22 protein-coding genes and 1 riboswitch are annotated in these 25734 nt (G+C 41.7%); of the genes, 12 read left to right on the top strand and 10 right to left on the bottom strand.

Annotated elements, in window-relative coordinates:
• Positions 1-74 precede the first annotated feature (74 nt).
• Positions 75-1106, bottom strand: coding sequence for a methyltransferase (locus QQK06_RS06445; protein ID WP_284243846.1), 1032 nt, complete (start codon positions 1104-1106; stop codon positions 75-77).
• A gap of 181 nt (positions 1107-1287) precedes the next feature.
• On the opposite strand from QQK06_RS06445, the gene QQK06_RS06440 reads away from it, so the two are divergent.
• The 5 genes from QQK06_RS06440 (at position 1288) to QQK06_RS06420 (ending at position 7264) form a co-directional block, all read left to right on the top strand.
• Entirely contained in the window at positions 1288-2520 is a 1233-nt protein-coding gene (locus tag QQK06_RS06440) for a DsbA family protein (protein ID WP_284243845.1), read from the top strand.
• Positions 2521-2611: 91 nt separating this feature from the next.
• The gene (locus tag QQK06_RS06435) at positions 2612-2833 is read left to right on the top strand and encodes a DUF4266 domain-containing protein (protein WP_284243844.1); all 222 of its coding nucleotides are present in this window, start codon (positions 2612-2614) and stop codon (positions 2831-2833) included.
• The gene (locus tag QQK06_RS06430) at positions 2824-4113 is read left to right on the top strand and encodes a DUF3570 domain-containing protein (protein WP_284243843.1); all 1290 of its coding nucleotides are present in this window, start codon (positions 2824-2826) and stop codon (positions 4111-4113) included. The genes QQK06_RS06435 and QQK06_RS06430 overlap by 10 nt, the downstream gene beginning before the upstream one ends.
• Before the next feature lie 26 nt (positions 4114-4139).
• Positions 4140-5048 carry an FAD:protein FMN transferase gene (locus QQK06_RS06425; protein WP_284243842.1) on the top strand — a complete coding sequence of 303 codons (909 nt, stop codon included), beginning with the start codon at positions 4140-4142 and terminating at the stop codon, positions 5046-5048.
• A gap of 92 nt (positions 5049-5140) precedes the next feature.
• Positions 5141-7264: a TonB-dependent receptor plug domain-containing protein gene (locus tag QQK06_RS06420; RefSeq protein WP_284243841.1), complete on the top strand. Its 2124-nt coding sequence runs from the start codon at positions 5141-5143 to the stop codon at positions 7262-7264.
• Positions 7265-7362: 98 nt separating this feature from the next.
• On the opposite strand, the gene QQK06_RS06415 is transcribed toward QQK06_RS06420, so the two are convergent.
• Positions 7363-9969, bottom strand: a complete 2607-nt coding sequence (locus tag QQK06_RS06415; protein ID WP_284243840.1) for a serine hydrolase — start codon at positions 9967-9969, stop codon at positions 7363-7365.
• A gap of 229 nt (positions 9970-10198) precedes the next feature.
• A riboswitch (Lysine riboswitch) is annotated at positions 10199-10412 on the top strand.
• Positions 10413-10493: 81 nt separating this feature from the next.
• On the opposite strand from QQK06_RS06415, the gene dapA reads away from it, so the two are divergent.
• From dapA to QQK06_RS06390, 5 genes are all read left to right on the top strand, one after another.
• On the top strand, positions 10494-11441 hold the full coding sequence (gene dapA / locus QQK06_RS06410; protein WP_284243839.1) for a 4-hydroxy-tetrahydrodipicolinate synthase: 948 nt from the start codon (positions 10494-10496) through the stop codon (positions 11439-11441).
• A gap of 2 nt (positions 11442-11443) precedes the next feature.
• A complete protein-coding gene (locus QQK06_RS06405) occupies positions 11444-12193 on the top strand; it encodes a 2,3,4,5-tetrahydropyridine-2,6-dicarboxylate N-succinyltransferase (protein ID WP_284243838.1) in 750 nt (249 codons plus the stop codon).
• Between the two features lie 11 nt (positions 12194-12204).
• Positions 12205-13437, top strand: coding sequence for a PLP-dependent decarboxylase (locus QQK06_RS06400; RefSeq protein WP_284243837.1), 1233 nt, complete (start codon positions 12205-12207; stop codon positions 13435-13437).
• Between the two features lie 11 nt (positions 13438-13448).
• On the top strand, positions 13449-14576 hold the full coding sequence (locus QQK06_RS06395) for a succinylglutamate desuccinylase/aspartoacylase family protein (RefSeq protein ID WP_284243836.1): 1128 nt from the start codon (positions 13449-13451) through the stop codon (positions 14574-14576).
• A 117-nt stretch (positions 14577-14693) separates the two neighbouring features.
• Positions 14694-15815 carry a serine hydrolase domain-containing protein gene (locus QQK06_RS06390; protein ID WP_284243835.1) on the top strand — a complete coding sequence of 374 codons (1122 nt, stop codon included), beginning with the start codon at positions 14694-14696 and terminating at the stop codon, positions 15813-15815.
• Positions 15816-15904: 89 nt separating this feature from the next.
• Here QQK06_RS06390 and QQK06_RS06385 read toward each other — a convergent pair whose 3' ends face one another.
• Positions 15905-16795: a TetR/AcrR family transcriptional regulator gene (locus QQK06_RS06385; protein ID WP_284243834.1), complete on the bottom strand. Its 891-nt coding sequence runs from the start codon at positions 16793-16795 to the stop codon at positions 15905-15907.
• 148 nt (positions 16796-16943) lie between these two features.
• Between QQK06_RS06385 and QQK06_RS06380 the strand changes: the two genes are divergently transcribed.
• Positions 16944-18617, top strand: a complete 1674-nt coding sequence (locus tag QQK06_RS06380) for an ABC transporter ATP-binding protein (RefSeq protein WP_284243833.1) — start codon at positions 16944-16946, stop codon at positions 18615-18617.
• A 44-nt stretch (positions 18618-18661) separates the two neighbouring features.
• Here QQK06_RS06380 and yjgA read toward each other — a convergent pair whose 3' ends face one another.
• Positions 18662-19180 carry a ribosome biogenesis factor YjgA gene (gene yjgA / locus QQK06_RS06375; RefSeq protein ID WP_284243832.1) on the bottom strand — a complete coding sequence of 173 codons (519 nt, stop codon included), beginning with the start codon at positions 19178-19180 and terminating at the stop codon, positions 18662-18664.
• 92 nt (positions 19181-19272) lie between these two features.
• On the opposite strand from yjgA, the gene pmbA reads away from it, so the two are divergent.
• Positions 19273-20616, top strand: coding sequence for a metalloprotease PmbA (gene pmbA / locus QQK06_RS06370; RefSeq protein ID WP_284243831.1), 1344 nt, complete (start codon positions 19273-19275; stop codon positions 20614-20616).
• A gap of 49 nt (positions 20617-20665) precedes the next feature.
• On the opposite strand, the gene mgtE is transcribed toward pmbA, so the two are convergent.
• The 6 genes from mgtE to QQK06_RS06340 all read right to left on the bottom strand — a co-directional run bounded on the left by mgtE (position 20666) and on the right by QQK06_RS06340 (position 25689).
• Entirely contained in the window at positions 20666-22027 is a 1362-nt protein-coding gene (gene mgtE / locus QQK06_RS06365) for a magnesium transporter (RefSeq protein WP_284243830.1), read from the bottom strand.
• Positions 22028-22215: 188 nt separating this feature from the next.
• Complete coding sequence (locus QQK06_RS06360; protein WP_284243829.1) at positions 22216-22494, bottom strand: HPr family phosphocarrier protein; 279 nt, start codon at positions 22492-22494, stop codon at positions 22216-22218.
• Positions 22495-22508: 14 nt separating this feature from the next.
• A complete protein-coding gene (rapZ, locus tag QQK06_RS06355) occupies positions 22509-23363 on the bottom strand; it encodes an RNase adapter RapZ (RefSeq protein WP_284243828.1) in 855 nt (284 codons plus the stop codon).
• A 25-nt stretch (positions 23364-23388) separates the two neighbouring features.
• A complete protein-coding gene (ptsN, locus tag QQK06_RS06350) occupies positions 23389-23841 on the bottom strand; it encodes a PTS IIA-like nitrogen regulatory protein PtsN (protein WP_284243827.1) in 453 nt (150 codons plus the stop codon).
• Between the two features lie 32 nt (positions 23842-23873).
• Positions 23874-24161, bottom strand: a complete 288-nt coding sequence (gene hpf, locus QQK06_RS06345) for a ribosome hibernation promoting factor (RefSeq protein ID WP_284243826.1) — start codon at positions 24159-24161, stop codon at positions 23874-23876.
• A gap of 22 nt (positions 24162-24183) precedes the next feature.
• Positions 24184-25689 (bottom strand): RNA polymerase factor sigma-54, encoded by a 1506-nt coding sequence (locus QQK06_RS06340; protein ID WP_284243825.1) that lies wholly within the window; start codon positions 25687-25689, stop codon positions 24184-24186.
• Between the last annotated feature and the right edge of the window lie 45 nt (positions 25690-25734).

The raw sequence follows: 25734 nt of genomic DNA, 5'->3' as shown, positions 1-25734 counted from the left end.
ACTTGGATAATTGTTGATATTTGAAAAGATTGCAACCATTTCACTTTAATAATTCAATAAATCCTCTGCTATTTTTAGCGTTTGGCTTGATAAACACTAAAGCCCTGTTTTGTGCAAATAATCTCAAAGCTACCAAATGCCTGCTCGATAATAGGCTGATATTGGAGAAAGCTATTCGCGACTATGACTAAGCTGCCAGCTGGCGTTAGCTGATGTTTGATCTTCGCTAAAAATTGTTCGGTAGCCGCGTAGCAAGTTTTGACTCCTTGGTGAAAAGGGGGATTAGATATTACGAACTGATAATTGTCTTTTATGTGGGAGAGGCTATTGGTTGCTAAGGTTTGACCATGCAAGCCATTAATTTCAAGTGTTTTTTCGGACGACGCTAAGGCTAATGCACTGACGTCGGCTAGTGTCAGTGAAGCATCCGGATGATTAAGGCCAATAAAAGTGGCGATAACGCCGGCGCCGCAGCCAAAGTCCAGCACTTTACCCTCAATAGTTTTGGGTAAGTGTTCCAGTAAAACTTTGGTGCCGATATCTAGTGATTTTTGGCTAAATACTCCCGGTAAGGCAGCTACTTTAAACTGACGACCAGCTAAATTCACTTGATAGTAGCTATACCAATCATCTAAGTTAAAGGGCGCTTGAGATAGACGCAGACTGGCTTCAAATAAAAGGCAATGGCGCGCGGCATCCACTTTATGACAAAAATGACTTAACGAGTCGATGAGCTTGTTTAGAGATTTAATACCACTTTTATTTTCACCGACGATCAATAGTCTGTTTTGCGCAGTTATGCACTGATTAAGCATGGCTAAGGTAAACAGTAATTCTGGCTTACTTTTAGGGAATGAAATGATCACTAAGTCATGTTTTTCAGTGGATTGATAGTGCGCGTTATAGCTACAGTGGCTGTCGCCAAATTTTCTATGTGCTAAATGATACTGGTAATTAGTATCATAAAAGCTGAGCTGACAATCAGGATTTTGCTGTTTGATAAGTGCTGCTAGGTCATCATCAGGCATATTTACCAGTAACGGACGCTTACTACTTAATAATTCTTCATTTCTTTGAAGTACTTGGCTGAGGTTGGCTAAATGCATTAAAGTCCTAAAGGGGTTGTCAGGCTGAATTTAAAAAAGCGTATTACAACAAATTTATGTCATACTATCAGGGTATTTTACAGGGGATTTTCATAAGAACCAAACGCTTCTATCTTAATGTGAGGGAAAGACTATTTTTGTAAAGTGGCTGACAACGCTGAAAACCATCTGGTTGCGCAGTGTGTTGAGAAAACAATACCTGATATTAAGACATTATTATCTTGCTAAGTGGTTCGGTTATTCTCCTAAAGTTGAAGTTTACCTGGCGCTACAAGACCCTTATAGCTTTATGCTGGTGCAAGTATTAGCCGATCTGGCTGAGCGTTATCGTGTTCAGTTTAAGCTTTATCTCGTCTATCAGGCGGTGCCAGGTGTAACTATTGCGCCTGGTTTAATGCAGCAATGGGCGCTCAAAGATGCTAATTTTATCGCTTCTCAGTATCAGCTGACACAAGTCAAAGCTTACCCTAACGCTAAAGCCCTGTTAACTGGGCAGCAGTTGTGGCAGCTCAGCTCCCAAAATATTGAAACGGCAGTGAACATTTTTCATCAAACTTGGTTTGATCAATATGATAGTTACTACAGCACTTCGACGCCGGTGATTAATTTTCAGGTGAAAAATTTACATCGTTTAGTAGCGAAAGGCCATTACTTGCCTGGAGCATTATTATTTGCGGGGGAGTGGTTTTTAGGAGTTGATCGACTGAGCTTTTTTGAAGATAAATTATTAGCTCTGGGATTAAATTATGGTAAACCTGAACGTAAATACTTAGCCAATCAGCTGCAATTTATTACCGCAGAGGATTCACCTCAAAGTGACGGTGCGCACAGTGATAATGGAGTCATAGAAGCTTATATTTCATTACGTAGCCCATATTCTTATCTGGGGTTTGTTAAAGCCAAGAAAATGGCCGCGCATTATCAGTTATTATTAGTGGTTAAGCCAGTATTACCACTAATGATGCGAGGCTTTGATGTTTCACATAATAAACAAAAATACCTCTATCTCGATGCATATCGAGAAGCGCAACAAGCTGATATTGACTTTAGAGGTTTTGTTGACCCGTTAGGTAAAGGTATTATTGACTGTTATCAACTAGTTAGTTATGCCGATAGCCAAGGCAAAGCGATTGATTACATCGAACAGGTTTTTCAGGCGATATATGTTGATGGACTGGATGTCGCTAATCCTGATGTGATTAAAGAGGTTTGCCGGCGCCTAGGACTAAATTACCAGCATGCTATGCGTTATAACGAACAGCATGACTGGCAACAATGGGTCGATAATAATCAGGTAGAGCTAGAAAAAATGGGCTTTTGGGGCGTGCCCTGTTTTAAATATCGAGATATTAGTTGTTGGGGACAAGACAGATTAGTACAAATAGAACAAGCAATACAGAATACAGTCAACTAATGGTATTGAGATATTAAACGTCTTTAATTATCCATTCCTTAAGTTTGTCTTAAGGTTAGCCAGTTATAAATCAAAATTAAAAGGCTAAATTATGAAACACCAACAGATACTCATCACTTTTTTAAGCGCTACTTTGTTAGCCGGGTGTTCTTCCTTAGGAGTTGAACCCTGGGAGCGGGATATTCTGGCTAAGAAAGAAATGGCGCTAACTTCATCCCCTCTCGATGCGGCATTAGACGATCATATCTATTTTAGTAAGGAAGCGTCCAGTGGCGGTCGCAGCTTTGGTGGCGGAGGTTGCGGATGCAATTAACAAAAACAACCGATCTTAAAGGGTTGTTAACAACCGCAACTTGTGCGTTATTAACGACGAATCAGGTGAGCGCTACTGAAACGGCGGTAGATGAATGGCAGTTTGATACCGCTATTATGTATTACGGTGAGAGCGATAGAGTGACAGCCGTTGAAGGGATAGTTGCCGGACAAAAAACTTTTGCCGATGAACAAGTGCTAAATCTTAAAGTAACGGTAGATGCTTTAACTGGGGCGTCGGCAAATGGTGCTGTTGCTCAGCCTGATGTGCAAACTTTTACCCGGCCATCCGGTAATGGTCAATATCAGGTCAAAGCAAAACAAACGCCATTAGACGATACGTTTCATGATACCCGGTTGCAGTTAACCGGCTCTTGGAGTCAGCCGTTGTATCATGATTATACCTGGACAGTGGGGGGGAACTTATCAAAAGAGTATGATTACCTATCTGTCTCAGTTAACAGTAACTTAGCGCGTGATTTTAATAAGAAAAATACCACAGTGTCCGCTGGTTTTTCTTACGCCTTTGATCAAATAGAGCCGGAAGGCGGTTTGCCCAAAGCATTAAGTGAAATGACGGTTGAGCAATTTGGTAGCACTGAATTTGATGCGTTGTTTGAGCAAACTCGCATTGGTTCAAGCGATGATAAAAATACCCTAGATTTGTTATTAGGCCTGACTCAAGTTATTAATCGTAATACCATTGTTCAACTCAATTATAGTTATTCTGATGTTAGTGGCTACCTGACGGATCCTTTTAAAGTCGTCAGCGTGGTTAATCAACAAGGGTATAGTCAGCGGGCGATTTATGAACACCGGCCTGATAGTCGTACTAAGCATGCGGTTTTTGCACAGCTTAAAACGCATTTTAGTAATACGGTGCTAGATGCTTCTTATCGCTATATGACAGATGATTGGCAAATAGACTCACATACGCTGGATCTTCGTTATCATATGGCGTTAAATAACGGCCATTATATTGAACCTCATATCCGTTATTACACTCAGACGGCGGCGGAATTTTATACTCCTTTTATAATCGAAGGGCAGTCGATAAATCAGGACATAAGTGCGGATTATCGTATCGGCGAAATGGACGCTTATACCTTTGGTATAAAGTATGGCATGCCAATGAACAGCGGTGACAGTTTAGCATTTCGTCTTGAGTACTATCGACAATCACCCAAAAGCGATGGTACTGCGGCTGTTGGTGTGTTAAATGACGTTGAACTGTATGAGACTATTGATGCAGTGATTGCTCAGGTGAGTTATTCTTTTTAGTGCAGTAGGACTGATTAGCGTAATAGATGATAAGAGAAGTAGAATGTACTAAACGAGATAAGGGCTATGCGATAATATTTGATGCTATGGCAAGTCCTTGTGAAGTACTGATTGATAGCCCCGAACAATGGCTAGCTAGTTTAATTGGTGAACAGGTAGCTGGCGAAGCCTGGCGTATTGAAGATAAATATTCCCGTTATCAAACCACTAGTGTTTGTGGTCAGTTAAATGCGAATGCCGGTAAAAAATGCCCAATTGATAGTGAAACCTTTCATTTATTGCAGTTTGCCGATCAATGTTATCAGCTCAGTGATGGTTTGTTTGATATTACTTCTGGCGTGTTGCGTAAAGCGTGGCATTTCGATTGTTCTGATAATATTCCAAGCCAGCAACAAATTGATCGTTTGTTGCCATTTGTTGGTTGGCAACAACTTGAATTTGATGAAAATCATCTGCAAATGCAGCAAGGTATGGAAATAGATTTTGGTGGTATCGGTAAGGAATATGCGGTTGATAAAGCAATATTACTGGCCAATCAAGTGATAGCTCAACATGCGAAAAATTCTGTGCCGGTATTAGTGAATTTTGGTGGTGACCTGGCAGTCAATGGCCCTAGAGATAAAGAGCAAGCCTGGCACGTTGGGGTAGAACACCCGAGTTTAGCGGCACATAGCACTATGGTGGTGACGATCAAACAAGGAGCCATAGCGACGAGTGGAGACGCTAAACGTTTTTTACTCAAAGATGGTCGACGTTATAGTCATGTGTTAAATGTTAAAACCGGCTGGCCGGTAGAAAATCCACCTAAGTCTATTACTGTGGCAGCGCCAAAATGTATACAAGCAGGGCTGCTAGCAACACTAGCCTTGTTACAAGGGAAAAATGCCACAAAATTTCTTAAAACACAGGATATCACTCACTGGCAGATCAGCTGATGATCGCCCTGAGGCTCTTGTTCAATTTATTGGTAAATTGGTGATTTTATTTTATATTTCATAGTAACGATAAAATATAATCACGGCGATAAATGACACATCCTAAAGTCACCTTAGCGTTGACTGTGTTGACTGCTTTTAGTTGCTACGGCAATAATGCGGATTCCATTTTTGATTTGAGCTTAGCGGAACTGTCTAAGATCACGGTGGTAACAGCTGCCGCTGGCTTTGAACAACAATCCAGTAAAGCGCCCGCTAATGTCACTGTGATAACCGCTGAACAGTGGCAAGCGATGGGAGCACGCACCTTTGCTGACGTCTTAAGAACCATTCCCGGTGTTCATCTAAGTAAATCGATTCAGTATGATCATAATGCCATAATCTTTAGAGGGTTATCGGGTAATAGTTCATCAAAAATTAAAGTGTTGATCGATGGCGAGCCAATCAATTCTTTACAAGATAGCGGCAGTCATAGTGGTTTTCAGTTACCGCTAACTAGCTTTAAGCGTATTGAGATTGTGCTCGGGCCTGGTTCTGTGGTTTACGGTGCAGATGCTTTTGCCGGAGTCATCAATCTTGTTTCTTATGACTTTGATGAAATGAGTTCAGCCTTTACCGCTCGTGCCGGTAGTTTTGACACTTATGATTTTTCTTTGCGGCATAACGTTGACTTTGGGCCGTCAACGTTTCAGTTATCATTAGATTATTTAGAAAGTGCTGATGATAATGAACGAATAATTACAACGGATCTTCAGTCAATTTTAGATACGGTATTTGGCACCAGTGCTTCCAATGCGCCAGGACGTATTGATGAACATTACCGGGTATTTTCAGGCTTAGCTAAATGGCAAAGAAAAAACTTGGCGTTGTCATTTTTTACCTGGCGTAATTTTGATTTAGGTTTGGCAGCTGGTATTGCACAGGCCTTAGATACTAAAGGTCATTCATCTGTCCGTCATGATGTATATCGTTTAGATTATGATCTGAGTGAATATATCACAGGCTCATTAGATGCCACATTAAGTTATAAGGAACAAGATACTCAATCATTTCTCTATGTCTTTCCTGCCGGCACTGTATTGCCCATCGGCGCGGATGGGAATATAGATTTTGTTACTCCGACGACTGTTACTTTATTTAGTGACGGTTATATTGGTACGCCAAGTCCTAAAGGTAATAGTACTACTTTGCGTTTAACGCATTTATTTGAGCCAGCCGATCATCACTTTATTCGCTGGGAAGTGGGTGCAGAACGGCAAAGCTTCCGTGCAACGGAAGAAAAAAACTTCGGCCCCGGGATCTTAAATGGCATTGAGTTAGTGGTTGATGGCAAGTTAACTTCAGTGACCAATACGCCCTATATTTATATCGAAGATGTCAGTAGAGATTTTTATTATTTATCACTTCAGGATGAATGGCAGATAAATCAAGAGCTGCAGGCTACACTTGGCGTCAGATATGATAACTATTCCGATTTTGGCTCGACGCTTAATCCGAGAGTGGCGTTTATCTGGCAAGCAACAGAAAGTTTAAATTTGAAATTATTTGCCGGTAGTGCGTTTCAGTCGCCGTCTGTCGAGCAATTGTACGCGCAAAATAATCCGGTTGGTTTAGGCAATAAAACACTGCAACCAGAGACTGTTGATACGGTTGAATCGGGTTTAAACCTAGAATATTTCATTGATGATAATACCCTAGTGGCAATGAGTGTATTCCGTTTTCATGCTAAAGATATTGTGCAGTTTGTCTTTGACGAAACACGTAAAGGTAATGTTGCACAAAATATTGGTCAGCAAAAAGGTCATGGCGGTGAAGTTAGTTTTAAATGGAAGCCGATGGATAATATGACCATTAATGCAAACTATTCATTATTGTCATTAAAGGATGAATATGACAATAATGTCGCCGATGTACCTAAGCAAATGGCGTATTTAGCGATGAACTGGAAAGTCTCTGATAATTGGAACTGGAATCTCGATGCTAAATGGATAGGCGAACGTTTGCGCGGAGCATCGGATCTTAGAGCTAATGTCGCTCAATATACCTGGATTAGCACTAAGCTAGAACGCCGCGAACTTATCGATAACTTGTCGGCGGCAATCATTGTTAATAACCTATTTGATACCGATGCCAGAGAGCCGAGCAGTGTCAATATTAGTGATGATATTCCATTGCCTGGAAGGCAAGTATTGTTTGAGCTTAATTATCAGTTTTAGTTGAAAAATTACTAATAAGTGTTTTCATCGAAAGGCCACTGTCCTTACTTGTCATCAATTAAGGCAGTGGCAAAAAGGGAAATTGTTATTTAGCTAAGTTATTGTGCTAATCCATAACGATATAAGGCTGCTAATAATGGCATTAATTGCTCGTCAAGCTCATCGTTACCGACATATCCGTCTTCACCATTCATTAATACCACCAGACCGGTTTTTGTCGCGGTGTTATATTGCATGATAGCATTGGTACCGGGATCGCCGCCGCTATGGCCAATATATGCGCCATGTCTGTACCAGAATACCCCTTGAGTATCACGTTGGTTTAACACCTCTGTTTGTGAAGACAACATGGCTTCAACGGTTTCTTGTGCTAAAATTCGGGTGCCCTGATATTGACCGCCTTGGGTAATAGCGATTAAAAATCTGGCTAAATCACTGGCACTGATATTTAAATCTCCGTCGTAGAAGGTTGGATAGCTAAATTCCGGAACTGCTATCGGATTGAGCTCTGTATCAAGCGAATATTGTACTGCTTTGGCATTATTTGGATTCAGTTCAGTATGATGCCAGGCGGTATTGTTCATATTGAGCGGAGTAAATATTTGCTGTTGCATCACTTCGGAAAAGTCGATATTGAGTTTCTGTTCGACCGCATAGCCAGCCAAACCCGCACCAATATTGCTATATTGATGCGTTTTATTAGGAAAGCCGTCTTCGTCCTCATTATAAATACCGTTCATGACATAACGACCATTTTCGTTGAAGTACTCAGTGGCAAAGAAAGTGGTTGGCTCTACAGGAACAAACTCTGGGCACTCTTCAACACCATATAGACGGTATAACGAACGGTTGTTTTCGTGTAAGTAGTAGCTACAGCCGTAACCATCACTATCACGTATCCCTGAGGTATGAGTCACTAAGTGGCGTAGGGTAATGCCATCACTTTCATCTGTATTGGCAGGATTGTTGGGGTTAAAACTTAGGTTCATCTCGGTCAGCTTATCATCCAGGCTGATATTGCCTTGCTCTACTTGTTGCATGATACCTGCGGCAAGCATTGCTTTACTGATAGAACCGACATTAAAGGGTGTGTCCATAGTGATGGCAATGTCTTGTTCGATATTGGCTAAGCCGTGTGCTTTTTGATAAACAATTTTGTCGTTTTTAATGATGGCAACCGCAACGCCAGGTATTTTCGTCGGGACAAAATATTGCTCAAACGCCTGATCAACTTCGGCTTTGCTTGGCGTAGTATCTGTTATCGCGTCAGTTGCTTGCAAGACATAATCTATCGGTGTGTTGGAATAATATAACAAGTCTTGGGTGGCATAGACCGGCATTTCAACCTCAGGCGTGACACCTATACGTTCGACAACCTTACCTTCACTATCCCGGTATACTTCATTGCTTAAGGTTAATGCCCAGCCATTAGGGAGTTGATGGTCTAAGACATCAGAAACACTGCCATTAGTCGGTTCGCCAATCATGGTGACTTGTGGTAGGGCCTTTAATGCCATGGATAGCACTTCGCCGCCACTGCCAGTGCTACGACCGGTGATCACATAGACCGGCTTATCAAAGACTGCAATCGGAGATTTTGTTAGCTTAAGCTCATAATTGTCGCCCTGGTAATTGCGGTTATTGATGGATTTAGTGGCGATAACTTGTTCTTTATCGCTAAAGTAACTGGCTATTTTTAACGCGATATTATCAAAGCCACCACCGTTATAACGTAGATCGATAATAAGCGCGTCGCTGTTGGTAAAATCCGCTAATGCCGTTTGCATGATAATGTCGGTATCAGCTAGATCTTGGCTGATTAATGCTAGGGTGTCTAAAAAGTTGTCGCCATCCTGTTCTTCGCTGTCGTTAATATTTTGTACTCTATCGATACGTAGATATCCGAGATTATCAGCGAGTTTACCCCAGCGAATAGCATTGCTGTCTTGATAGCTGTTAAGTTGGTGTTCTTGCAGCAATTGGGCTACTACCTGGTCGTTGTAGTTCATTAATTCTTGCCAGGCTTGGGCAAAATCTTCTTCGGCATCAACTACCGAACTTCGAAGCACTTCTAAGATAAATCCGTTTAATGCATCTCCGCTAACATCTTCATCGTCGCCGTCATAAAGCGCTAGATGGCTATCACCAAAGGTCGAGATAATGTCTTCAATGATTTCAAAGAACTCCTGCTTAGTGGTTGAGCTGGTAATTAACGGACGATACTCATCATAAACCAATTGCCAATCGATATTACGTGTTTCAAAGAAGGCATAATAGTCGTTCATGGTATGCCAGAAATACTCAAAGTTAGTTTCTGGATCGGTTTGGGAAAGTAAACTTTCTTGCTGACAGTTTTCAGGTAATTGCTGCTTGCTGATAAATACTTGGTCATTGGAGCCGGTCCCACTAAACCTTAGCTGGTTGTTATCAATCGATAATAAACTGGCAGCCGCTTCAATATCATCAAGTTGGGCGCTGTCGGTTTTGACACAGCCATAGCTATTGAAGTTATAAGAACTAAAGTGCTCATTATCTATCTGCCATAAGTTACCCGTGCCTGGTAGCTCCCAGATGCCTTGATACTTAGCGAAAACCGAGGCGACAGGCTCGACAACATCCGGCTTTTTATTTTTTGCATCTGAACCGCCGCAAGCGCTTAACAGTACAGCAATGGCAATCAAACTAGGGATTGCAATGTTTTTCATTTGTTAAATTCCTTGTTAATTATTTAGACTCCAAGGATATTAAGTTCAAACGCAGTGAGAATCTGTGAGTAGATTGTGGTGTTTTTGTTGGCAAATGTCAGAAAGTGTAAAAGTCCGATAAAGTCGTTTTCGGCTATTGTCAAAAGTTAGAATAAATGTTCTAATAATCGCGTCCCTTATTCCCGTGAGTTAGTTTGTAGAATGATTTTTATTCATTAACTCACTAAAAAGGGCCAGAAGAGGAGCGTTAACTAGGTAGTTATCATGAAGAGATCAAACTCTAATGATTGATAATGATGGAGATTAACGCCGAGGCAGTGACATTTTTGATGATGCAACTGTCGGTTGTTTAGGTTGAATCCTAACAATTGTCACCTGTGCTTAATTTATTATTTTGATGAGTAATAAATTAAGCAAATTTATGGTGGAGAGCTTCTGGCCTTTGTAAGCCTCTCTGCCGTTCGTGGCGAATACAGGTATTACAAACGCCACTAAGTTCTCCGAACAACTAGAGTTCGTGAGAAATGAATCTGACAAATCACATAACAAATTTAAACCACATCTCATTGTGGACCGCTCTGGTGACGCCGATGCGGCCTGATGGTGCCATCGATTTTGATAATCTGATTGCATTGGCCCGGCTGCAGGCGAAGGCCGGTAATGGCATTACCTTACTTGGTAGTACCGGCGAAGGGCTTGCATTAACTCTTGATGAACAATTGGCCGTGGTTCAGTGTGTTACAAAGCTATCACTTAATGTCCCTATTATGGTGGCTGTTGGCGGCTATAACCTGGCGGCGCAAAAAGCCTGGATTAAACAGTGCAATCAAATGGCTATTCACGGTTATTTATTAACCTCGCCAATTTATGCTAAGCCGGGCACTGTAGGTCTGAGTCATTGGTTTAATGAACTGCTTGAGCAAGCCACTTTCCCTTGTATGATTTACAACGTGCCGTCACGTAGTGGCGTGACTATTCCTGTTTCAACGCTACAAAATATTCAGCATCACCCCAATTGTTGGGCGCTAAAAGAAGCCAGTGGCGATTTAGCCACTTTATTGGCGTATCGCCAGCATTGTCCCAAGATTGAAATTTATAGTGGTGAAGATGCCATGATGCCGTATCTGGCTGCTGCTGGAGTAAAAGGCTTAGTGTCGGTTGCCGCCAATATCTGGCCACAAGCTACCCATCGCTATGTCGAGCTGGCGTTAGCAGGTCAACATCATGAATTATTTCCTGTCTGGCAAAACGCGGTAGATGCCTTGTTTCAAGTGGCGAGTCCTATTGCTACTAAAGTACTGATGACAATGAAAGGGCAATTAAATCATAGCAGATTACGGGCACCGTTAATTGAACAGGAGTTAGATTCAGAGAATCGCTTAGCTGAAGTTGATCAACAAATTAGTCGCTGGTTTAACAGCAAACAAAATTTAGCAATTATTGAAAATAAACAAGTTATTGGAGTGAAGTAGTAATGAGCTGGCAAGACACATTAGCCGAACTAGAAACGGGCACTATTCGCGCAGCAAATCAGGACGAACAAGGTAACTGGCATGCAAATGTCGCTGCAAAAGAGGCTATTCTCGCGGCATTTGGCGCCGGAGAAAATATTGAATTTAACGGCAATTATCAAGGCTTTGTTGATAAACATAATCTCGCGGCTCGTCAGTTTACTGTCAGTGATGGCGTTCGTTTAGTACCTGGGGGCTCGTCTGTGCGCCGCGGTGCTTATGTTGCGCCTGGTGTCATTGTAATGCCGCCGGCCTATATTAATGTTGGTGCTTTTGTTGATTCCGGCACTATGGTGGATAGCCATGCATTGATCGGTTCTTGTGCTCAAGTCGGCAAAAATGTCCATGTTTCTGCGGCGGTGCAAATTGGTGGGGTGTTAGAGCCGATAGGCGCTAGTCCGGTGATTATTGAAGATGACGCATTTTTAAGTGCTGGTGTGGTGATCGTTGAAGGTATCGTAGTGAAAAAAGGCGCGGTGCTAGCACCAGGGGTGTCGTTATCGGCTTCTGTGCCTGTTTATGATTGTGTTAATCAAGTGATGCTAGAAAAAGGTGCAGATATTCCTGAGCGTGCGGTGGTGGTACCAGGTACTCGCCCAATGAATGGAGCTTGGGCGCAATCACAAGGTTTAAATATGGCGTGTGCTTTAATTGTGAAATATCGCGATGAAAAAAGCGATGCCTCGTTAGAGCTTGAGTCTGTTTTACGTTAATAGGTGAGCATATGTCAGCACATCCGCATTGGTTAGCTAAGCCGTTAGCCGCATCGTTACAGCAACAGTTTGCCGATGATATTGAGTATCAAGTCGCTAACGGTTGCTTTGTTTATGATCTCGAGCAGCTACAACAGCATTTAGCTAAGTTGCAGCAACAGGACGTGATCAAACTGTGGTTTGCCGTTAAAGCAAACCCATTGTCGCGTATTATTCAAACCTTAGATCAGGCGGGATTTAATTTTGATGTTGCCAGCACAGGCGAATTATCTCAAGTGTTGGCGCAAGGCATTTTACCTGAGCGAGTATTAAACACAGGGCCGGCAAAATCACAACGGCAAATTCATGCTTTTATAAAACAAGGCGTGCGGGTGTTTGTTGCTGAAAGTATTAATCAGCTTAAGTGGATAAACCAAGCCGCGGCTATTGAGCAGGTAACGCCTCAGGTCTTGCTGCGGGTGCAATTACAATGGCCAGAAGGTGAGAAAAACCCACTTGGTGGTAATGCACTGACGCCATTTGGTCTATCAGTGGCTGAATGGCAACACGTTCAGGTTAGCGATTTTCTTGCAATCGACCTTTGTGGTCTGCATATTTTCCAGTGGGGCAATATGCTCAGCAACGAGAAAATGTATCAACTGTGGCAGCAGATGGTACCACCGCTTTGTCAGCTTGCTGAATCAATCGGCATGCAGTTACGGATATTAGATTTGGGCGGTGGCTTAGGCATAGATTATTTACAGCAAGGGCAACAATTGTCTTGGCCGAAAATTATTGAAGATTTAGCAAAGATAAAGAGTGAAGCTGGTGTTGAAGAACTATGGTTGGAACTTGGACGCTATGCGGTAGCAGAATGTGGTTATTACTTAACGCCGGTTGTTGATAGAAAAACTAATTATGCTCAAGAGCAGTTAGTCTTAGCCGGCGGAATCAATCATTTGTTGCGTCCGGCAATTACCGAACAGCCGTTTCCGGTTAAATTATTACGCGATTCACATGCATCAGTTAAAGGGTTTGATGTTCACGGGCCATTGTGCACTAGTCTGGATAAGCTCGGACATTTACCTTTGCCCGACGATATCGCCGTAGACGATATTCTCGTGTTTGGTTTGTGCGGTGCTTATGGTTTTACCGAAAGTATGCCATTTTTTCTTTGTCATGAAATTGCCAGTGAATGGGTATGGCAAAACGATAAATTAACGCCTGTTCGTGATGCTGAGCCGGCGAACTGGTACCTGAGATAAGTGAAATAATAATGATGAAATTTTCTAAAGAAGTGATGCATGTTGGTGAGATGGCCAGTGGTGCAGCACTTACCGTACCTGTTTATCGTTTTAAAGGACTGGGTGATGGGCCTAGTGTTTATATTCAGGCCAATATGCATGGTGCTGAAGTGCAGGGCAATGCGGTCATTTTTCAGTTATTGGAATTACTGCGTAACATGGAAATCATGGGTGATATCACCTTAGTGCCTTATGCCAACCCGGTCGGCTGTAATCACAAAAATGGCGAGTATACCTTAGGGCGTTTTGATCCGATCACTGGGGTTAACTGGAATCGGATGTATCATTTTGATGAGTCGATTATCAAACCGTTTGTTCAACAATGCATCGGCAAAGATGATGCAACCATAGAGCGTGATTTTAAATTGCTGATGATAGAAACTATCGAACAAAAGCTCGATCATAATATTTTTGGCTTAACTACCGGGCAACGTATTGCCTATCAGCTACAACGGCTGGCGCACCAGGCAGATCTGGTCTTGGATCTCCATACCGGGCCGATTTCCAGTAAGCATTTATATTGTCCAGAATATGCTAAGGAAAGCGCGCAATATTTTGATATTCCCCATACCTTGTTAATTCCTAATGTCTTTGATGGCGCGCTCGATGAAGCCACATTTTGTCCGTGGTGGAAATTACAGCAAGCATTTGCCGAATTAGGTATTGAATTTTCTATTACATCACAACAAGTTAATAAGGAAAGTTTTACTGTCGAATTAGGCTCACAGGAGCAAATTGATCTGGATGTTGCATTAGAAGACGCGAAAAGTATTTTAAGTTACTTGCAGCACAAAAATGTGATTGCTACTACTGACTATCAACCGAGTACCATGACACGTTATGCCTGTTATTTAAAAGACTATAAAGCGTATTATTCTCCTATGGGGGGCATGGTGGATTATTTAGCAAAATTTGGCCAGCCGTTAGCTGCAGGAAAACCACTGGCTCGGATACTGCGTATGGATAATTACGGTGATGGTGACCCTTTACACTATTTGTCTTTGGATCAGGAAGTGATCCCGATTTTGCATTTCGCTTCGGCTAGTGTTAATCAAGGCACCGAACTTTATAAAGTGTTTACCAATTTTTTTACTTTGTAAAAATCAGCAGTCTACGAAAACCATTGTAGAAAACTGTGAGAAACGCTTGTATCTGTTATTTTTATTGGATAAGGTACAAAGTGCTTATAATTTAATCACTTAAGATAATAAGGATGTATGATGAAACAAGCTTTTGCCAAGGTATTGGCTGTTGCAGTGTTATTTCTTAGTCTGTGCTTAGCCGTCGATGCTATGCCAACTAAGCTCCCTAATCACAATGAAAAATCTCAACGTATAGTCATTTATTTAAATGAATACATTGAGCAATTAGCCGCTAAAGGTGAATTTTCCGGCACAGTGTTGTTAGCAAAAGGGGATAAGATTTTCTATAGCGCTGCTTATGGTTTGGCAAGTAAGCGCTTTAATGTACCAAACAATTTGGACACTAAGTTTAACTTAGGCTCGATGAACAAAATGTTTACTGCAATAGGGATAATGCAACTGGTGCAAGCGGGTAAATTATCGCTCACTGACAAGTTAAGTGATTTTGTTGATGAAACCTGGCTGGCGAAAGAGGTCAGTCAGAAAATTGAAATTCATCACCTACTTAGTCATTCATCAGGGTTAGACAATTATTTCAATCGTACTTTTATGACTAGTTCGAAAAATAATTTTCGTCAGCTAGATGACTACAAGTCATTGATTGTCGATAGTACTTTGCTGTTTGAGCCTGGAAGTAAGGCTCGTTACAGCAATACCGGTATGTTTATGGCAGGAGTTGTAATCGAAAAAGTCAGTGGCCAGGATTATTTTAGCTATATTCGTGAGCATATTTATCAACCGGCAAAAATGGTTAATTCTGATAGTTATGAAATGGATCAGCCGGTGGCTAATCTTGCTATTGGTTATGAAGCTAACGAGAACAAAGCAACCGGTTGGCAAAATAATAACTATATGCATGTGTTAAAAGGAGGGCCCTCAGGAGGAGGTTTTTCTACCGTGCATGATTTACATCAATTTGCGCTGGCACTGACTCAGTATCAATTGCTAAATGAGAAACTCACCAAGGAGCTATTTTTAGCCAAATCAAAATTAGCCTATTTTGATTATGGTTTTGGTTTTACTCTCCGTGGCGATGCAAGTAATCGTATTGTCGGACATGGCGGAGGATTTTCCGGCATCGGTTCAAATCTCGATATTTATTTAGACCAAGGTTATGTCGCAATCGTTATGTCTAATTACACACGTGGTGATCGTCAGGTTCGTAATAAGATCAGAGAGTTATTAGTAAAATCCTAAAGATAGGATTTACTTTTTGCCGATAGTGATAAATTAAAAGTTGTTAAACTCCAGTTAACGCTATGTTGTTTACTGGAGCTTTATAAGTGTTAAATTAATTCGACATCTAACGCTTCTGCCAGTCGTTTACGATACGAGTTTAGTTCATTGTAAGGTCGTAAATTGGCGATAAGTGCTCTGATCAAGGTATTATTTGACTCGGCTTTGGCTAATTCCGTTTCGATTAATGTCGTGGTTTCCAAGACTAATTGCTGTTGCTCTTTAGGCATATCATTGGCTTCAAGCTTAATGCTTTCGATCAACTGTAGCGCTTTTTTGCTTTGTATCTGTGCGATGTCGGTGTGCTTGATTAATGGAAAGTTTTTGGCCGTTAATAACGGTTCAATATCTGAATGACTCAGCGCGACAATGGCGCTGTCTAAACAAAAAGTCACTAACTGGGCGCAGCGCTTAATCGAGAAGTTGGCATTATCCAGCGTTAAAAACACGGTATATTCTTGCAGCAAACCGTTAACCAGCGACACTATGTCGTATAACCAGGGATTGATGTGCTCGCCATAGGCCTGTAGCAGCACTTTTTGTTGCGACAAATGATAGTTTATCCGACATTCCTGAACCACGGCCATTACTTCACTGTCCATGATCACCATATCATCGGTTAAGAATACCTGAATAAATGACCGTTCGTTCAAAACTTCCTGAAACTCGGTGGTCAGGTATTGCTCCAGCAGTCCCTTACCTTTACTTTTTTCATTGAGCAATAGTTGCTCAACCATTAGCTGGTTTTTTTCATCTGATTGTAAAAACAGCGCTTTAACAATATCAAGTTTGCTGGTGAAGTAGGAATATACCGAGCCTTTAGCGATACCTGCAGCTTCTGCAATGCCTGCTATCGTGGTTCCTCTAAAGCCTTTTTCAATAAATAATGACTTGGCTGTCGCCATAATTAAATCACGTTTTGACCTTGTATTCTGTGACATAGATGTTCAGACCTTAAGAATATATGACTCGCATATTGTGCCATAAAAATAATATTTGACCAATAAGTCATTTGACAAATGACCAGGTGGTCACTATAGTTCAGAAAATGAAGTTTGTGATGACCAACAAGTCATTTAGTGAGGATGTATGAAGAATTCACCAGATAATACCCAATCTTTGTGGCAGTTATTAACGCCGCATAAACCTAACCGTAAAGCCTTTAGTTACTTGGTACTGTTAGTCATTATTGCCACCGGACTGGAACTGGTCTTGCCAATTTATTCCAGTTATTTGGTCGACTCGATCAGTAGTGATGGTATTGACCATATTATCATTATTGGTCTGGTAGCGATTGTTTTGACCGCGGCATTTTTTGAAGCGGTACTCGGCTGGTATGGTGGCAGGTTAGGGCATAAGGTTAGTTTCAGTTTACGTTATAGCCTGATCGGTCGGCTCTTACACAGTGAAAGTCAATCGTTAGATGATGAGCATAGCGCTGAGCTCAGCGCCAGAGTGGTTAACGATTCAAAAGAAGTGAAATCTGTACTGGCTGAAGACTTAATCGGTTTACTTAGTGGGGTTATTTCATTGCTGGCTGTGGTTACCATCATGTTTATCTTAGATTGGCGCCTGACTTTAGTGCTGGTGACTTGTGTCTTGACCGGCTTTGTCTTGATCACGCCAATAGCCTTGATGATGAATAATATTGGTAAGGCAACCCAGACAGCAGAAGCAAATTTACTTAAACAGGTTACCGAATGGTTACGTTATGGCAAGTTGATCAAATCGCACAATGCGGCAGCGCAATTACAACGGCAGTCAAAATCATTATTAGATGACTGTTTTACCCAGGAGATGCGAGCAACTAAGGTGATGGCGCTGATCGGGCCAATTTCAAATTTAGTGCTGATGATCAGCATGATAGCTATCCTGGCATTTTCCACATACTGGCTTAAGCAAGGCACCATGACCTTAGGAACTATCACGGCGTTTTTATTGTATCTGTTTGGTCTGGCGTTTCCATTAATGGCGATGGCAATGTTTTTTAGTAACTTAAATAAAGCGGCAGGGGCAGCCAGCCGGTTGACACACATTAGCCAGCTAAAAAGCGAGCATAGTGATGCAACTTTGATGTTGGAACAAGTCAGTGATTTTTCCGTCAGAGATTTAACTTTTACCCGGGGTGATAAAACGATTTTAAACAAGGTCAATTGTCGGTTTGGCAGTAAGGGGCTATACCTGCTGTTGGGTGAGAGCGGTAGTGGTAAATCCAGCCTGTTAAATCAATTTTTGGGCTTTTATCCAGAAACGTTTGAGCAGGTTCTGATCAACGATAAACCTTTAACTGCCTATAACTTATTATCGGTGCGGCAGGCATTTGCCTGGGTCGATCAAGAACCTAAGCTGCTACATGCCACCATTAGAGATAATTTAACATTAGGGCTAGATACACAGGTCAGTGATGAAAAGATTTTTCAAGTGTTAACTGTGGTTGGTTTAGATAGCTGGTTACAACGCATCAACAGGAATTTGCAGTTAGTGGTGTCAGAGCAGGCGATGCAATTCTCGGGTGGCGAAAAGCAGCGTTTTGCAATTGCGCGTGCGTTGTTGCGTCAGGCCAAAGTGTTGTTGCTGGATGAACCAACTTCCGCCTTGGACGAGGCTAACAAAAAAGACCTGATGGCCCTGATCAGAGAATTGGCGGCTACGATGCCGGTAGTGATGATCAGTCATCACCTGGAGCTGATGGAGCCGGACGATCAAGTGATAGAAATGGCTGCAGGCGAAGTGATGACGACTATGGATAGAAAGCTGGCTTAAGGCGAAATGTCCAGCCAGATATTAAGGGTCTGGCTGGGTAATACTTAATTTGTGATATGTGATTTCAGATAAGCGAGCAGTTCATTAAAATACTTGCCCGGTTTTTCCGCTTTTTGTTCTTTACTGGCCTGACGAATTAACTGACGCAGTTTTTGGCGTTCCATTGATGGATTTTCTGTCAGTAATTCTTCTATTACTTGATTATCAGCATTCAGTAGCTGATCACGTAAATCTGCCAGTTGTTGATGACGGTTAGATTCTTGTTGATGTTTATTCGCCATAATATCTAGCGCTTTGTGAATCGGCTCCAGATCAGTTTCGGTTAATACTTTAGCCATAAAACGGACATGGCGACGTAACGCTTCCGGCTTATTTTTAATTTTATCTGCCAGAGTTAATGACTCCAACAGCTCTTCAGTAAAAGGCACCTTGCTTCTCTGGTGCTTACTGAGTTTCACCAAACTAAAAGCAAACTCTTGCATGGCGTGCATTTCACGCTTTAAGTCGGTTTTACTTTTATAATCTTCATCGAATTCATCGATATCGTGCGCAGAGTGGGGCATAATAATAACAATAGATAATTTAACCTTGTATTGTGCATTATACATCAAACTCAGTTAGGCACTCTAGCAAGAAATAAGAGATATTCATTTTAATGACAGATTCAATCAGTATTCCCAAGCAAATGGAACAAGTAGAAAGTCGTGTTGCCGAAGTATTGGCGTTAGCTAAATCCTTAGGTGCCGATGGCGCGGAAGTGGCAATGAGCAAGCAACAAGGCTTAAGTGTCAGTACTCGTTTAGGTGAAGTTGAAACGGTTGAATTTACCAATGATGGTGCGCTTGGTATTACCGTTTATCAGCAGGGACGTAAAGGGAGTGCCTCAACCGCTGATTTATCCGACAAAGCGTTACACCAAGCAGTGCAAGCAGCTGTGAATATAGCTAAATATACCTCAGTTGATGAATTTTCTGGCTTGGCAGATAAAGAGTTACTGGCAATGTCGCCTCCCGATCTGGATTTATACCATAGTAAAGAATTATCAACCGATAGTGCAATTGCGATTGCTAAAGAATGTGAAAATGCAGCATTATCGAGTGATAAACGTATCACTAATTCAGATGGTGCGACCTTAGCATGTTTTGAAGGCTTTAAAGTTTATGGCAATAGCCATGGACAATTGGTTGGTTACCCAAGCTCTCGTCATACCTTAAGCTGTGTGATGATAGCCAGTGAAAATGAAGATATGCAGCGGGATTATGCTTACACTATTAATCGGGATTTTAACTTACTGGAGCAGCCACAACAGGTTGGTATAAACGCTGCTAACGAAGCGATTTCTCGTTTGCATGCAAGAAAAATAGCTACTGCTAAGGTACCAGTAATGTTTCGTGCTGATATTGCGAATACCTTTTGGGGCCATTTTATTGCGGCGATCAGCGGTGGCAATTTATATCGAAAATCATCGTTTTTACTCGATGCGTTAGGACAACCGATATTTCCTGAGTTTTTAACTATTGAAGAACAACCGCATATTAAAAAGGCATTAGCGAGTAGTTCGTTTGATAATGAAGGTGTTGCCACAGTCGACCGCGATATTATTAAAGCGGGTGTGTTGGAAACTTACCTTTTAACCAGCTATTCCGCGCGAAAACTGGGTATGACAACTACAGGTCATGCTGGTGGTATTCATAATTGGCAGGTATCAGCAAACGGCGGTGATTTTCAACAGATGCTAAAACAGTTAGGTACTGGTTTATTGGTGACCGAACTTATGGGGCAAGGGGTTAATGTTGTTAATGGTGACTACTCTCGCGGAGCTGCAGGTTTTTGGGTGGAAAATGGTGAGATTGCTTATCCGGTCTCAGAAGTAACTATTGCAGGTAACTTAGCGGATATGTTCAAAAATATTGTTGCTGTTGGTAGTGATACTGACGTCAAAGGCAGTATTCGTACCGGCTCTATTATTGTTGATCAAATGCAGATTGCTGGTAATTAACTTAGTATATTCTAGCTTGCTTGTTACAGGAACTTAGCGCAAGTATTTGTTAAGTTCCTAAAAATAAAGTGGCGGTGCCAAGAAAAGCAAAAATACCGACGACATCAGTAATAGTGGTTAAAATTACGCTACCAGCAAGCGCTGGATCTATATCCATTTTCTTTAAGATTAATGGAATACTAACTCCAGCAATACCCGCCGCAGTTAAATTCATTAGCATGGCAAAGGCAATGACCCCACCTAACACCATATCTTGCTTCCATAGCGCGACCACGGTAGCGATTAATAACGCCCAGATAATACCGTTGAGAAAACCAACCGCTAATTCTTTATAAAGTAATGCTTTTGAGTTACTTTCGCCGACGTGACCCAAAGCAATACCGCGGATCACCAGAGTTAATGTTTGATTGCCAGCTACGCCGCCCATACTGGGTACCAGAGTATTTAAAATCGCGAGAATGGCTAACTGACCAAGAATTTCTTCAAACATGCTGGAAACGGCAACCGCCATTAAGGCGGTAACTAGGTTGACACCTAGCCAGATTGAGCGCTGTTGAGTACTTTTTACTATCGGTGCGAAGGTATCGGCTTCGTCATCTAGACCCGCCATACTCATCATCGAGTGTTCTGCTTCTTCCCGAATAATATCAACGACATCATCAATAGTAATACGGCCGAGTAAGTGTTTTTCTTCATCGATAACCGGCGCAGAGACCCAGTCGTAACGTTCAAATAGCTGTGCGACTTCGGTTTCTGGCATCTCGACATTGATAGCGGTGATTTCTTCGTCGATTAAGCTGGAAATAACTTCTTCTGGCTTGCTGGTTACTATTGCGGTCAGTGAAACCGCACCGATAAAGTGATCTTGACGATCGACGACATAAAATGAATCTGTAGCTTCCGGTAGTTCGCCTTTAAGGCGTAAATAACGTAATACCACATCAACGGTGACATCTGGTCTGATAGTCATGGTATCGGTATTCATGATACCACCGGCGGTATCTTCTTCATAAGATAACGCGGTTTCTACCCGACTTCTGTCCTGAGAGTCCATCGAGTTTAGCACTTCCCGATAAACACTGTCTGGCAAGGTACGTAATACTTCTGCCAGATCATCGACATCCATGCCTTCGGCAACAGCGGCTAGTTTTTCCGGACGAATATTTTTCAGTATGCCTTTACGAACTTCTTCATTCAGTTCTTCTAAGACTTCACCATGATGATCGTGATCGATGAGTTGCCATAAGATAGTACGGCTTTTTGTCGGGGAAGATTCTAAGATCAGAGCGAGATCATAGGCGGGCATGTTTTGTAATAACTTACGAACATAGACAAACATACCGCTACCAAGTGCTTCATTGACTTGTTGTAGGCGTTGTTGGCTGTATTCTTGCTCTGAAATTTCCGGCATATATTGCTATCCTGTGCCGTTATAAAACGAAATTCGAAAATTGAAAAACTGGGCCGAAATTACGAAACTCGTCGAATAATTATTGGTTGCCCAGTGAGTGTAAGTCTATCTCAACTTACTGGTTTTATCAGCTTTTTTATTAGTTTATCTGAAAAGTTTTATCTTGAAGCTGATTGTCGGTGCTAAAATTATTCACCTTCATCAAATTTATCGGTGAATAATTGACAGACGTCGGCTAATGCTTGTTCGGCATCCTGGCCTTCGGTGATGATAGTAACCGTTTTCCCTTGTCCGCCGGCTAATAGCATTAAGCCCATAATACTGGTAGCTTCTGCTTGGTTATTATCTAGTTCAATGATGACTTTGGCATCAAATTTTTGGCTCAATTGGGCTAGTTTAGTGGCGGCTCTGGCGTGCAAACCAAGTTTATTCGAGATAGTTAATGATTGTTGTAAGCGTTTTGTCATTTACTTGCCTTACATCAGGTACTTTTGACTTGTAAATCTCGGTGACGGGCCTGAACATCTTTGCGATCTTTTTTCAGGTTGGCTGCGAGCAATTCTGCTATGTATACAGAGCGGTGTTTACCACCAGTACAGCCGATAGCGATAGTAATATAACTGCGATTATTTCGCTCTAAATGTGGTAGCCAAGTCATCATAAAGCTATTGATTTGCCAGATAAATTTAGTCACTATTGGCTGGCTGGCAAGAAAGTCCTGTACTGGTTTATCTAAGCCGGTATATGGCTTGAGGTCTTTTTCCCAAAAAGGGTTGGGAAGAAAGCGCGCATCAAAAACAAAGTCAGCGTCTTTAGGGATGCCGTGCTTATAGCCGAATGACTCAAATACCACTACCATGTTTCCTGTGGTTTTACCCAAAATGCGTTCGCGAATTAAATCTGCTAGCTGGTGTGGTGTTAACTGGCTGGTATTAATGTATAAATTGGCGCGGCTGGCTATTGGCTCTAAAAGCTTTTTCTCCAGCGAAATAGCTTGATCAAGAGCGATATTTTGTTTGATCAGCGGATGTAGTCGGCGCGTTTCACTGAATCGTCTGATCAGGTCGCTATCATCCGCATCTAAGTAAACGATACTTAGTTCTACGGCACTAGGGAGATAATCTATGATCTCTGAAACATCACTTGGTTCTGCCGGCAGGTTGCGAACATCAAGGCTTACTGCGACTGTTTCATAGTCGTTGATCACCGTATGAGTTAATGCTGGCAGTAAATTTACTGGAATGTTGTCAACGCAGTAGTAACCTAAATCTTCTAGAACGCGAAGAGCTACAGTTTTACCAGAGCCAGAACGGCCACTGACAATCGTGAGTTTCATTAATATTGATTTCCTTTTAGCCGTGTTAACAGTTGTCTTTGATTAACTGATATAATTCGGCATTACTTTGACACTTTCTTGCCTGTTTGCATACCTGTTTATTACTAAAGATTTTTGCAATACTTTGTAATGTCGATAGGTGTTGCTGGCAATGTTCTTCAGGTACAAATAGCGCGATAAAAATGTCGACCGGGCGGTTATCTATGGCGTCAAAGGCAATGGGATTTGCTGATGTTGCCACGATAGCAATCACTTGCTCTCCGTGTGGTAATCGTCCATGTGGAATCGCAATACCGTTACCTATGCCGGTTGAGCCCATTTTCTCTCTGACCAATAAACTTTCAAGTAACTGATAAGTGTTGTAGTGAGTGTTGGAGGCTGCTGCTTTTTCACACAGCGTTTCTAGCATTTTCTTTTTGCTAGTAGCAGGAACTGCACACATGGTGCAGTCCTGAGTAATGATGTCAGATAAATTCATAAGGTTCTTTCGAATTTGACATAAAGAATGGGTTAGTGCTGATTAAGCTTACCCTTATATTTTAATACTTGTTTATCCAGTTTACTGACTAAGGCATCAATAGAGACATACATGTCACCATTTTCAGCTTTAGCGTGTATTTCGTTACCGTTTAAATGCACGGTTGCTTCGGCGATTTGATTTAGTTTTTCTACGGTTAGCACGACATGGACATTATTAATATGATCAAAATGTCGTTCTAGCTTTGCAAACTTGCTATGAACAGATTCGCGTAATGAGTCGGTAATTTCTACATGGTGACCGGCAAGATTAATTTGCATAAGCTTAAATCCTTATTGTTAATTAAAGAAGACTCTTACGTTGGTTCGACGGAGGAATAGACAAAGATTCACGATATTTGGCTATAGTGCGACGAGCAACGTTGATACCTTGTTCAGCTAATAATTCTGCCATTTTACTATCGCTTAATGGCTTAGCTGGAATTTCTGCTGCCACGAGTTTTTTGATTAACGCGCGAATTGCAGTAGAAGAGCACTCTCCGCCATTTTCGGTACTGACATGGCTGGAGAAAAAATATTTCAGTTCAAAAATCCCTCTTGGGGTATGCATGTATTTTTGGGTAGTTACACGGGAAATGGTCGATTCATGCATATCAACAGCTTCGGCAATGTCATTTAGTACCATAGGGCGCATGGCTTCTGGGCCGTGTTCAAAAAAGCCTTGCTGACGTTGTACTATGCAATTGGAAACTTTTAATAAGGTATCGTTTCTGCTCTCCAGACTTTTAATAAACCATTTCGCTTCCTGCAGGTTAGAGCGAATAAACTGGCTGTCACTGGATGACTTCATTGAACGTGCCATTGAAGCATATTGTTGATTAACAGAAAGTTTAGGTGCTGTATCTGGATTAAGTTCAACTACCCAACGACCGTTTTTCTTCTCGACCGAGACGTCTGGAATAACGTATTGCTCTTCGCTTTTAATAACACTGTCGCCAGGACGAGGATCTAATGATTGAATGAGTTTAATGACTTCTCGCAATTGATCTTCTTTCAAGCGGGTTTTACGCATGATTTGTCGATAATCACGGTTACCTAATAAATCTATATGCTCAGTAATGATCTGCTTGCTTTCTGCTAGCCAAGGCGTACTTTTATCAAACTGATTCAGTTGGATCAATAAGCACTCAGGGATCGAGCGAGCACCGACACCAACGGGATCAAACATGTTAATGCGCTTGAGTACGGCTTCCACTTCGTCTAATTCTACGCCTTCATGGCCAAGAGATTCTAAAATGTCTTCTGCCGTTACCGTTAAGTAACCAGCATCATCGATGGCGTCAATAATAGCCGTGGCAATGGCTAAATCTGTTTCACTAAAAGGTGTAAGTTCCATTTGCCAGCGCAGATGATCTTGAATGGAATCTGTGGTTTCACCTTGGTAAGTATAATCTTCAGAAGCAACGCCTACGCCTGAACTAGATACACCGGCACTAAAAGATTCGTCCCAGGTAGTATCAATATTTAATTCTTCCGGGATATCCGATTTATCCATGGCTTCTGTAGTGCTGATTTCATCTGCAGTAGGTGTTGAATCTTCACTACCATCGGATGAGTCATTGTTTGGTGATGAACTTGTGGCGGAAAAAGCTTCTTCTAAATGATCGGGCTGCGATTCCTGATTGTTTGGAGTTGATTCATCGACCTCTAGTAAAGGATTGCTTTCTAACGCTTCCTGAATTTCCTGTTGAAGATCCAATGTGGATAATTGCAGCAGTTTGATTGCTTGCTGCAATTGTGGCGTCATTGTAAGTTGTTGTCCAATTCGGAGCTGCAGACTAGGGCGCATTAATGAATATATTTCCTGTTAATTGTTATCATTATCTTCTCTGGA

The sequence above is a fragment of the Thalassotalea insulae genome (assembly GCF_030161395.1).
Taxonomy (GTDB): Bacteria; Pseudomonadota; Gammaproteobacteria; order Enterobacterales; family Alteromonadaceae; genus Thalassotalea_E; species Thalassotalea_E insulae.
The sequence above is the reverse complement of the archived record's forward strand: the minus strand, read 5'-3'. Positions and strand labels throughout refer to the sequence as shown.

Excerpts from the sequence above, each read along its gene's own strand:
- QQK06_RS06445 (WP_284243846.1), bottom strand. The coding sequence starts at position 1,106 with ATGCATTTAGCCAACCTCAGCCAAGTACTTCAAAGAAATGAAGAATTA.
- QQK06_RS06435 (WP_284243844.1), top strand. The coding sequence starts at position 2,612 with ATGAAACACCAACAGATACTCATCACTTTTTTAAGCGCTACTTTGTTA.
- QQK06_RS06430 (WP_284243843.1), top strand. The coding sequence starts at position 2,824 with ATGCAATTAACAAAAACAACCGATCTTAAAGGGTTGTTAACAACCGCA.
- QQK06_RS06425 (WP_284243842.1), top strand. The coding sequence starts at position 4,140 with ATGATAAGAGAAGTAGAATGTACTAAACGAGATAAGGGCTATGCGATA.
- QQK06_RS06420 (WP_284243841.1), top strand. The coding sequence starts at position 5,141 with ATGACACATCCTAAAGTCACCTTAGCGTTGACTGTGTTGACTGCTTTT.
- QQK06_RS06415 (WP_284243840.1), bottom strand. The coding sequence starts at position 9,969 with ATGAAAAACATTGCAATCCCTAGTTTGATTGCCATTGCTGTACTGTTA.
- dapA (WP_284243839.1), top strand. The coding sequence starts at position 10,494 with ATGAATCTGACAAATCACATAACAAATTTAAACCACATCTCATTGTGG.
- QQK06_RS06405 (WP_284243838.1), top strand. The coding sequence starts at position 11,444 with ATGAGCTGGCAAGACACATTAGCCGAACTAGAAACGGGCACTATTCGC.
- QQK06_RS06400 (WP_284243837.1), top strand. The coding sequence starts at position 12,205 with ATGTCAGCACATCCGCATTGGTTAGCTAAGCCGTTAGCCGCATCGTTA.
- QQK06_RS06395 (WP_284243836.1), top strand. The coding sequence starts at position 13,449 with ATGATGAAATTTTCTAAAGAAGTGATGCATGTTGGTGAGATGGCCAGT.
- QQK06_RS06390 (WP_284243835.1), top strand. The coding sequence starts at position 14,694 with ATGATGAAACAAGCTTTTGCCAAGGTATTGGCTGTTGCAGTGTTATTT.
- QQK06_RS06385 (WP_284243834.1), bottom strand. The coding sequence starts at position 16,795 with ATGTCACAGAATACAAGGTCAAAACGTGATTTAATTATGGCGACAGCC.
- QQK06_RS06380 (WP_284243833.1), top strand. The coding sequence starts at position 16,944 with ATGAAGAATTCACCAGATAATACCCAATCTTTGTGGCAGTTATTAACG.
- yjgA (WP_284243832.1), bottom strand. The coding sequence starts at position 19,180 with ATGCCCCACTCTGCGCACGATATCGATGAATTCGATGAAGATTATAAA.
- pmbA (WP_284243831.1), top strand. The coding sequence starts at position 19,273 with ATGACAGATTCAATCAGTATTCCCAAGCAAATGGAACAAGTAGAAAGT.
- mgtE (WP_284243830.1), bottom strand. The coding sequence starts at position 22,027 with ATGCCGGAAATTTCAGAGCAAGAATACAGCCAACAACGCCTACAACAA.
- QQK06_RS06360 (WP_284243829.1), bottom strand. The coding sequence starts at position 22,494 with ATGACAAAACGCTTACAACAATCATTAACTATCTCGAATAAACTTGGT.
- rapZ (WP_284243828.1), bottom strand. The coding sequence starts at position 23,363 with ATGAAACTCACGATTGTCAGTGGCCGTTCTGGCTCTGGTAAAACTGTA.
- ptsN (WP_284243827.1), bottom strand. The coding sequence starts at position 23,841 with ATGAATTTATCTGACATCATTACTCAGGACTGCACCATGTGTGCAGTT.
- hpf (WP_284243826.1), bottom strand. The coding sequence starts at position 24,161 with ATGCAAATTAATCTTGCCGGTCACCATGTAGAAATTACCGACTCATTA.
- QQK06_RS06340 (WP_284243825.1), bottom strand. The coding sequence starts at position 25,689 with ATGCGCCCTAGTCTGCAGCTCCGAATTGGACAACAACTTACAATGACG.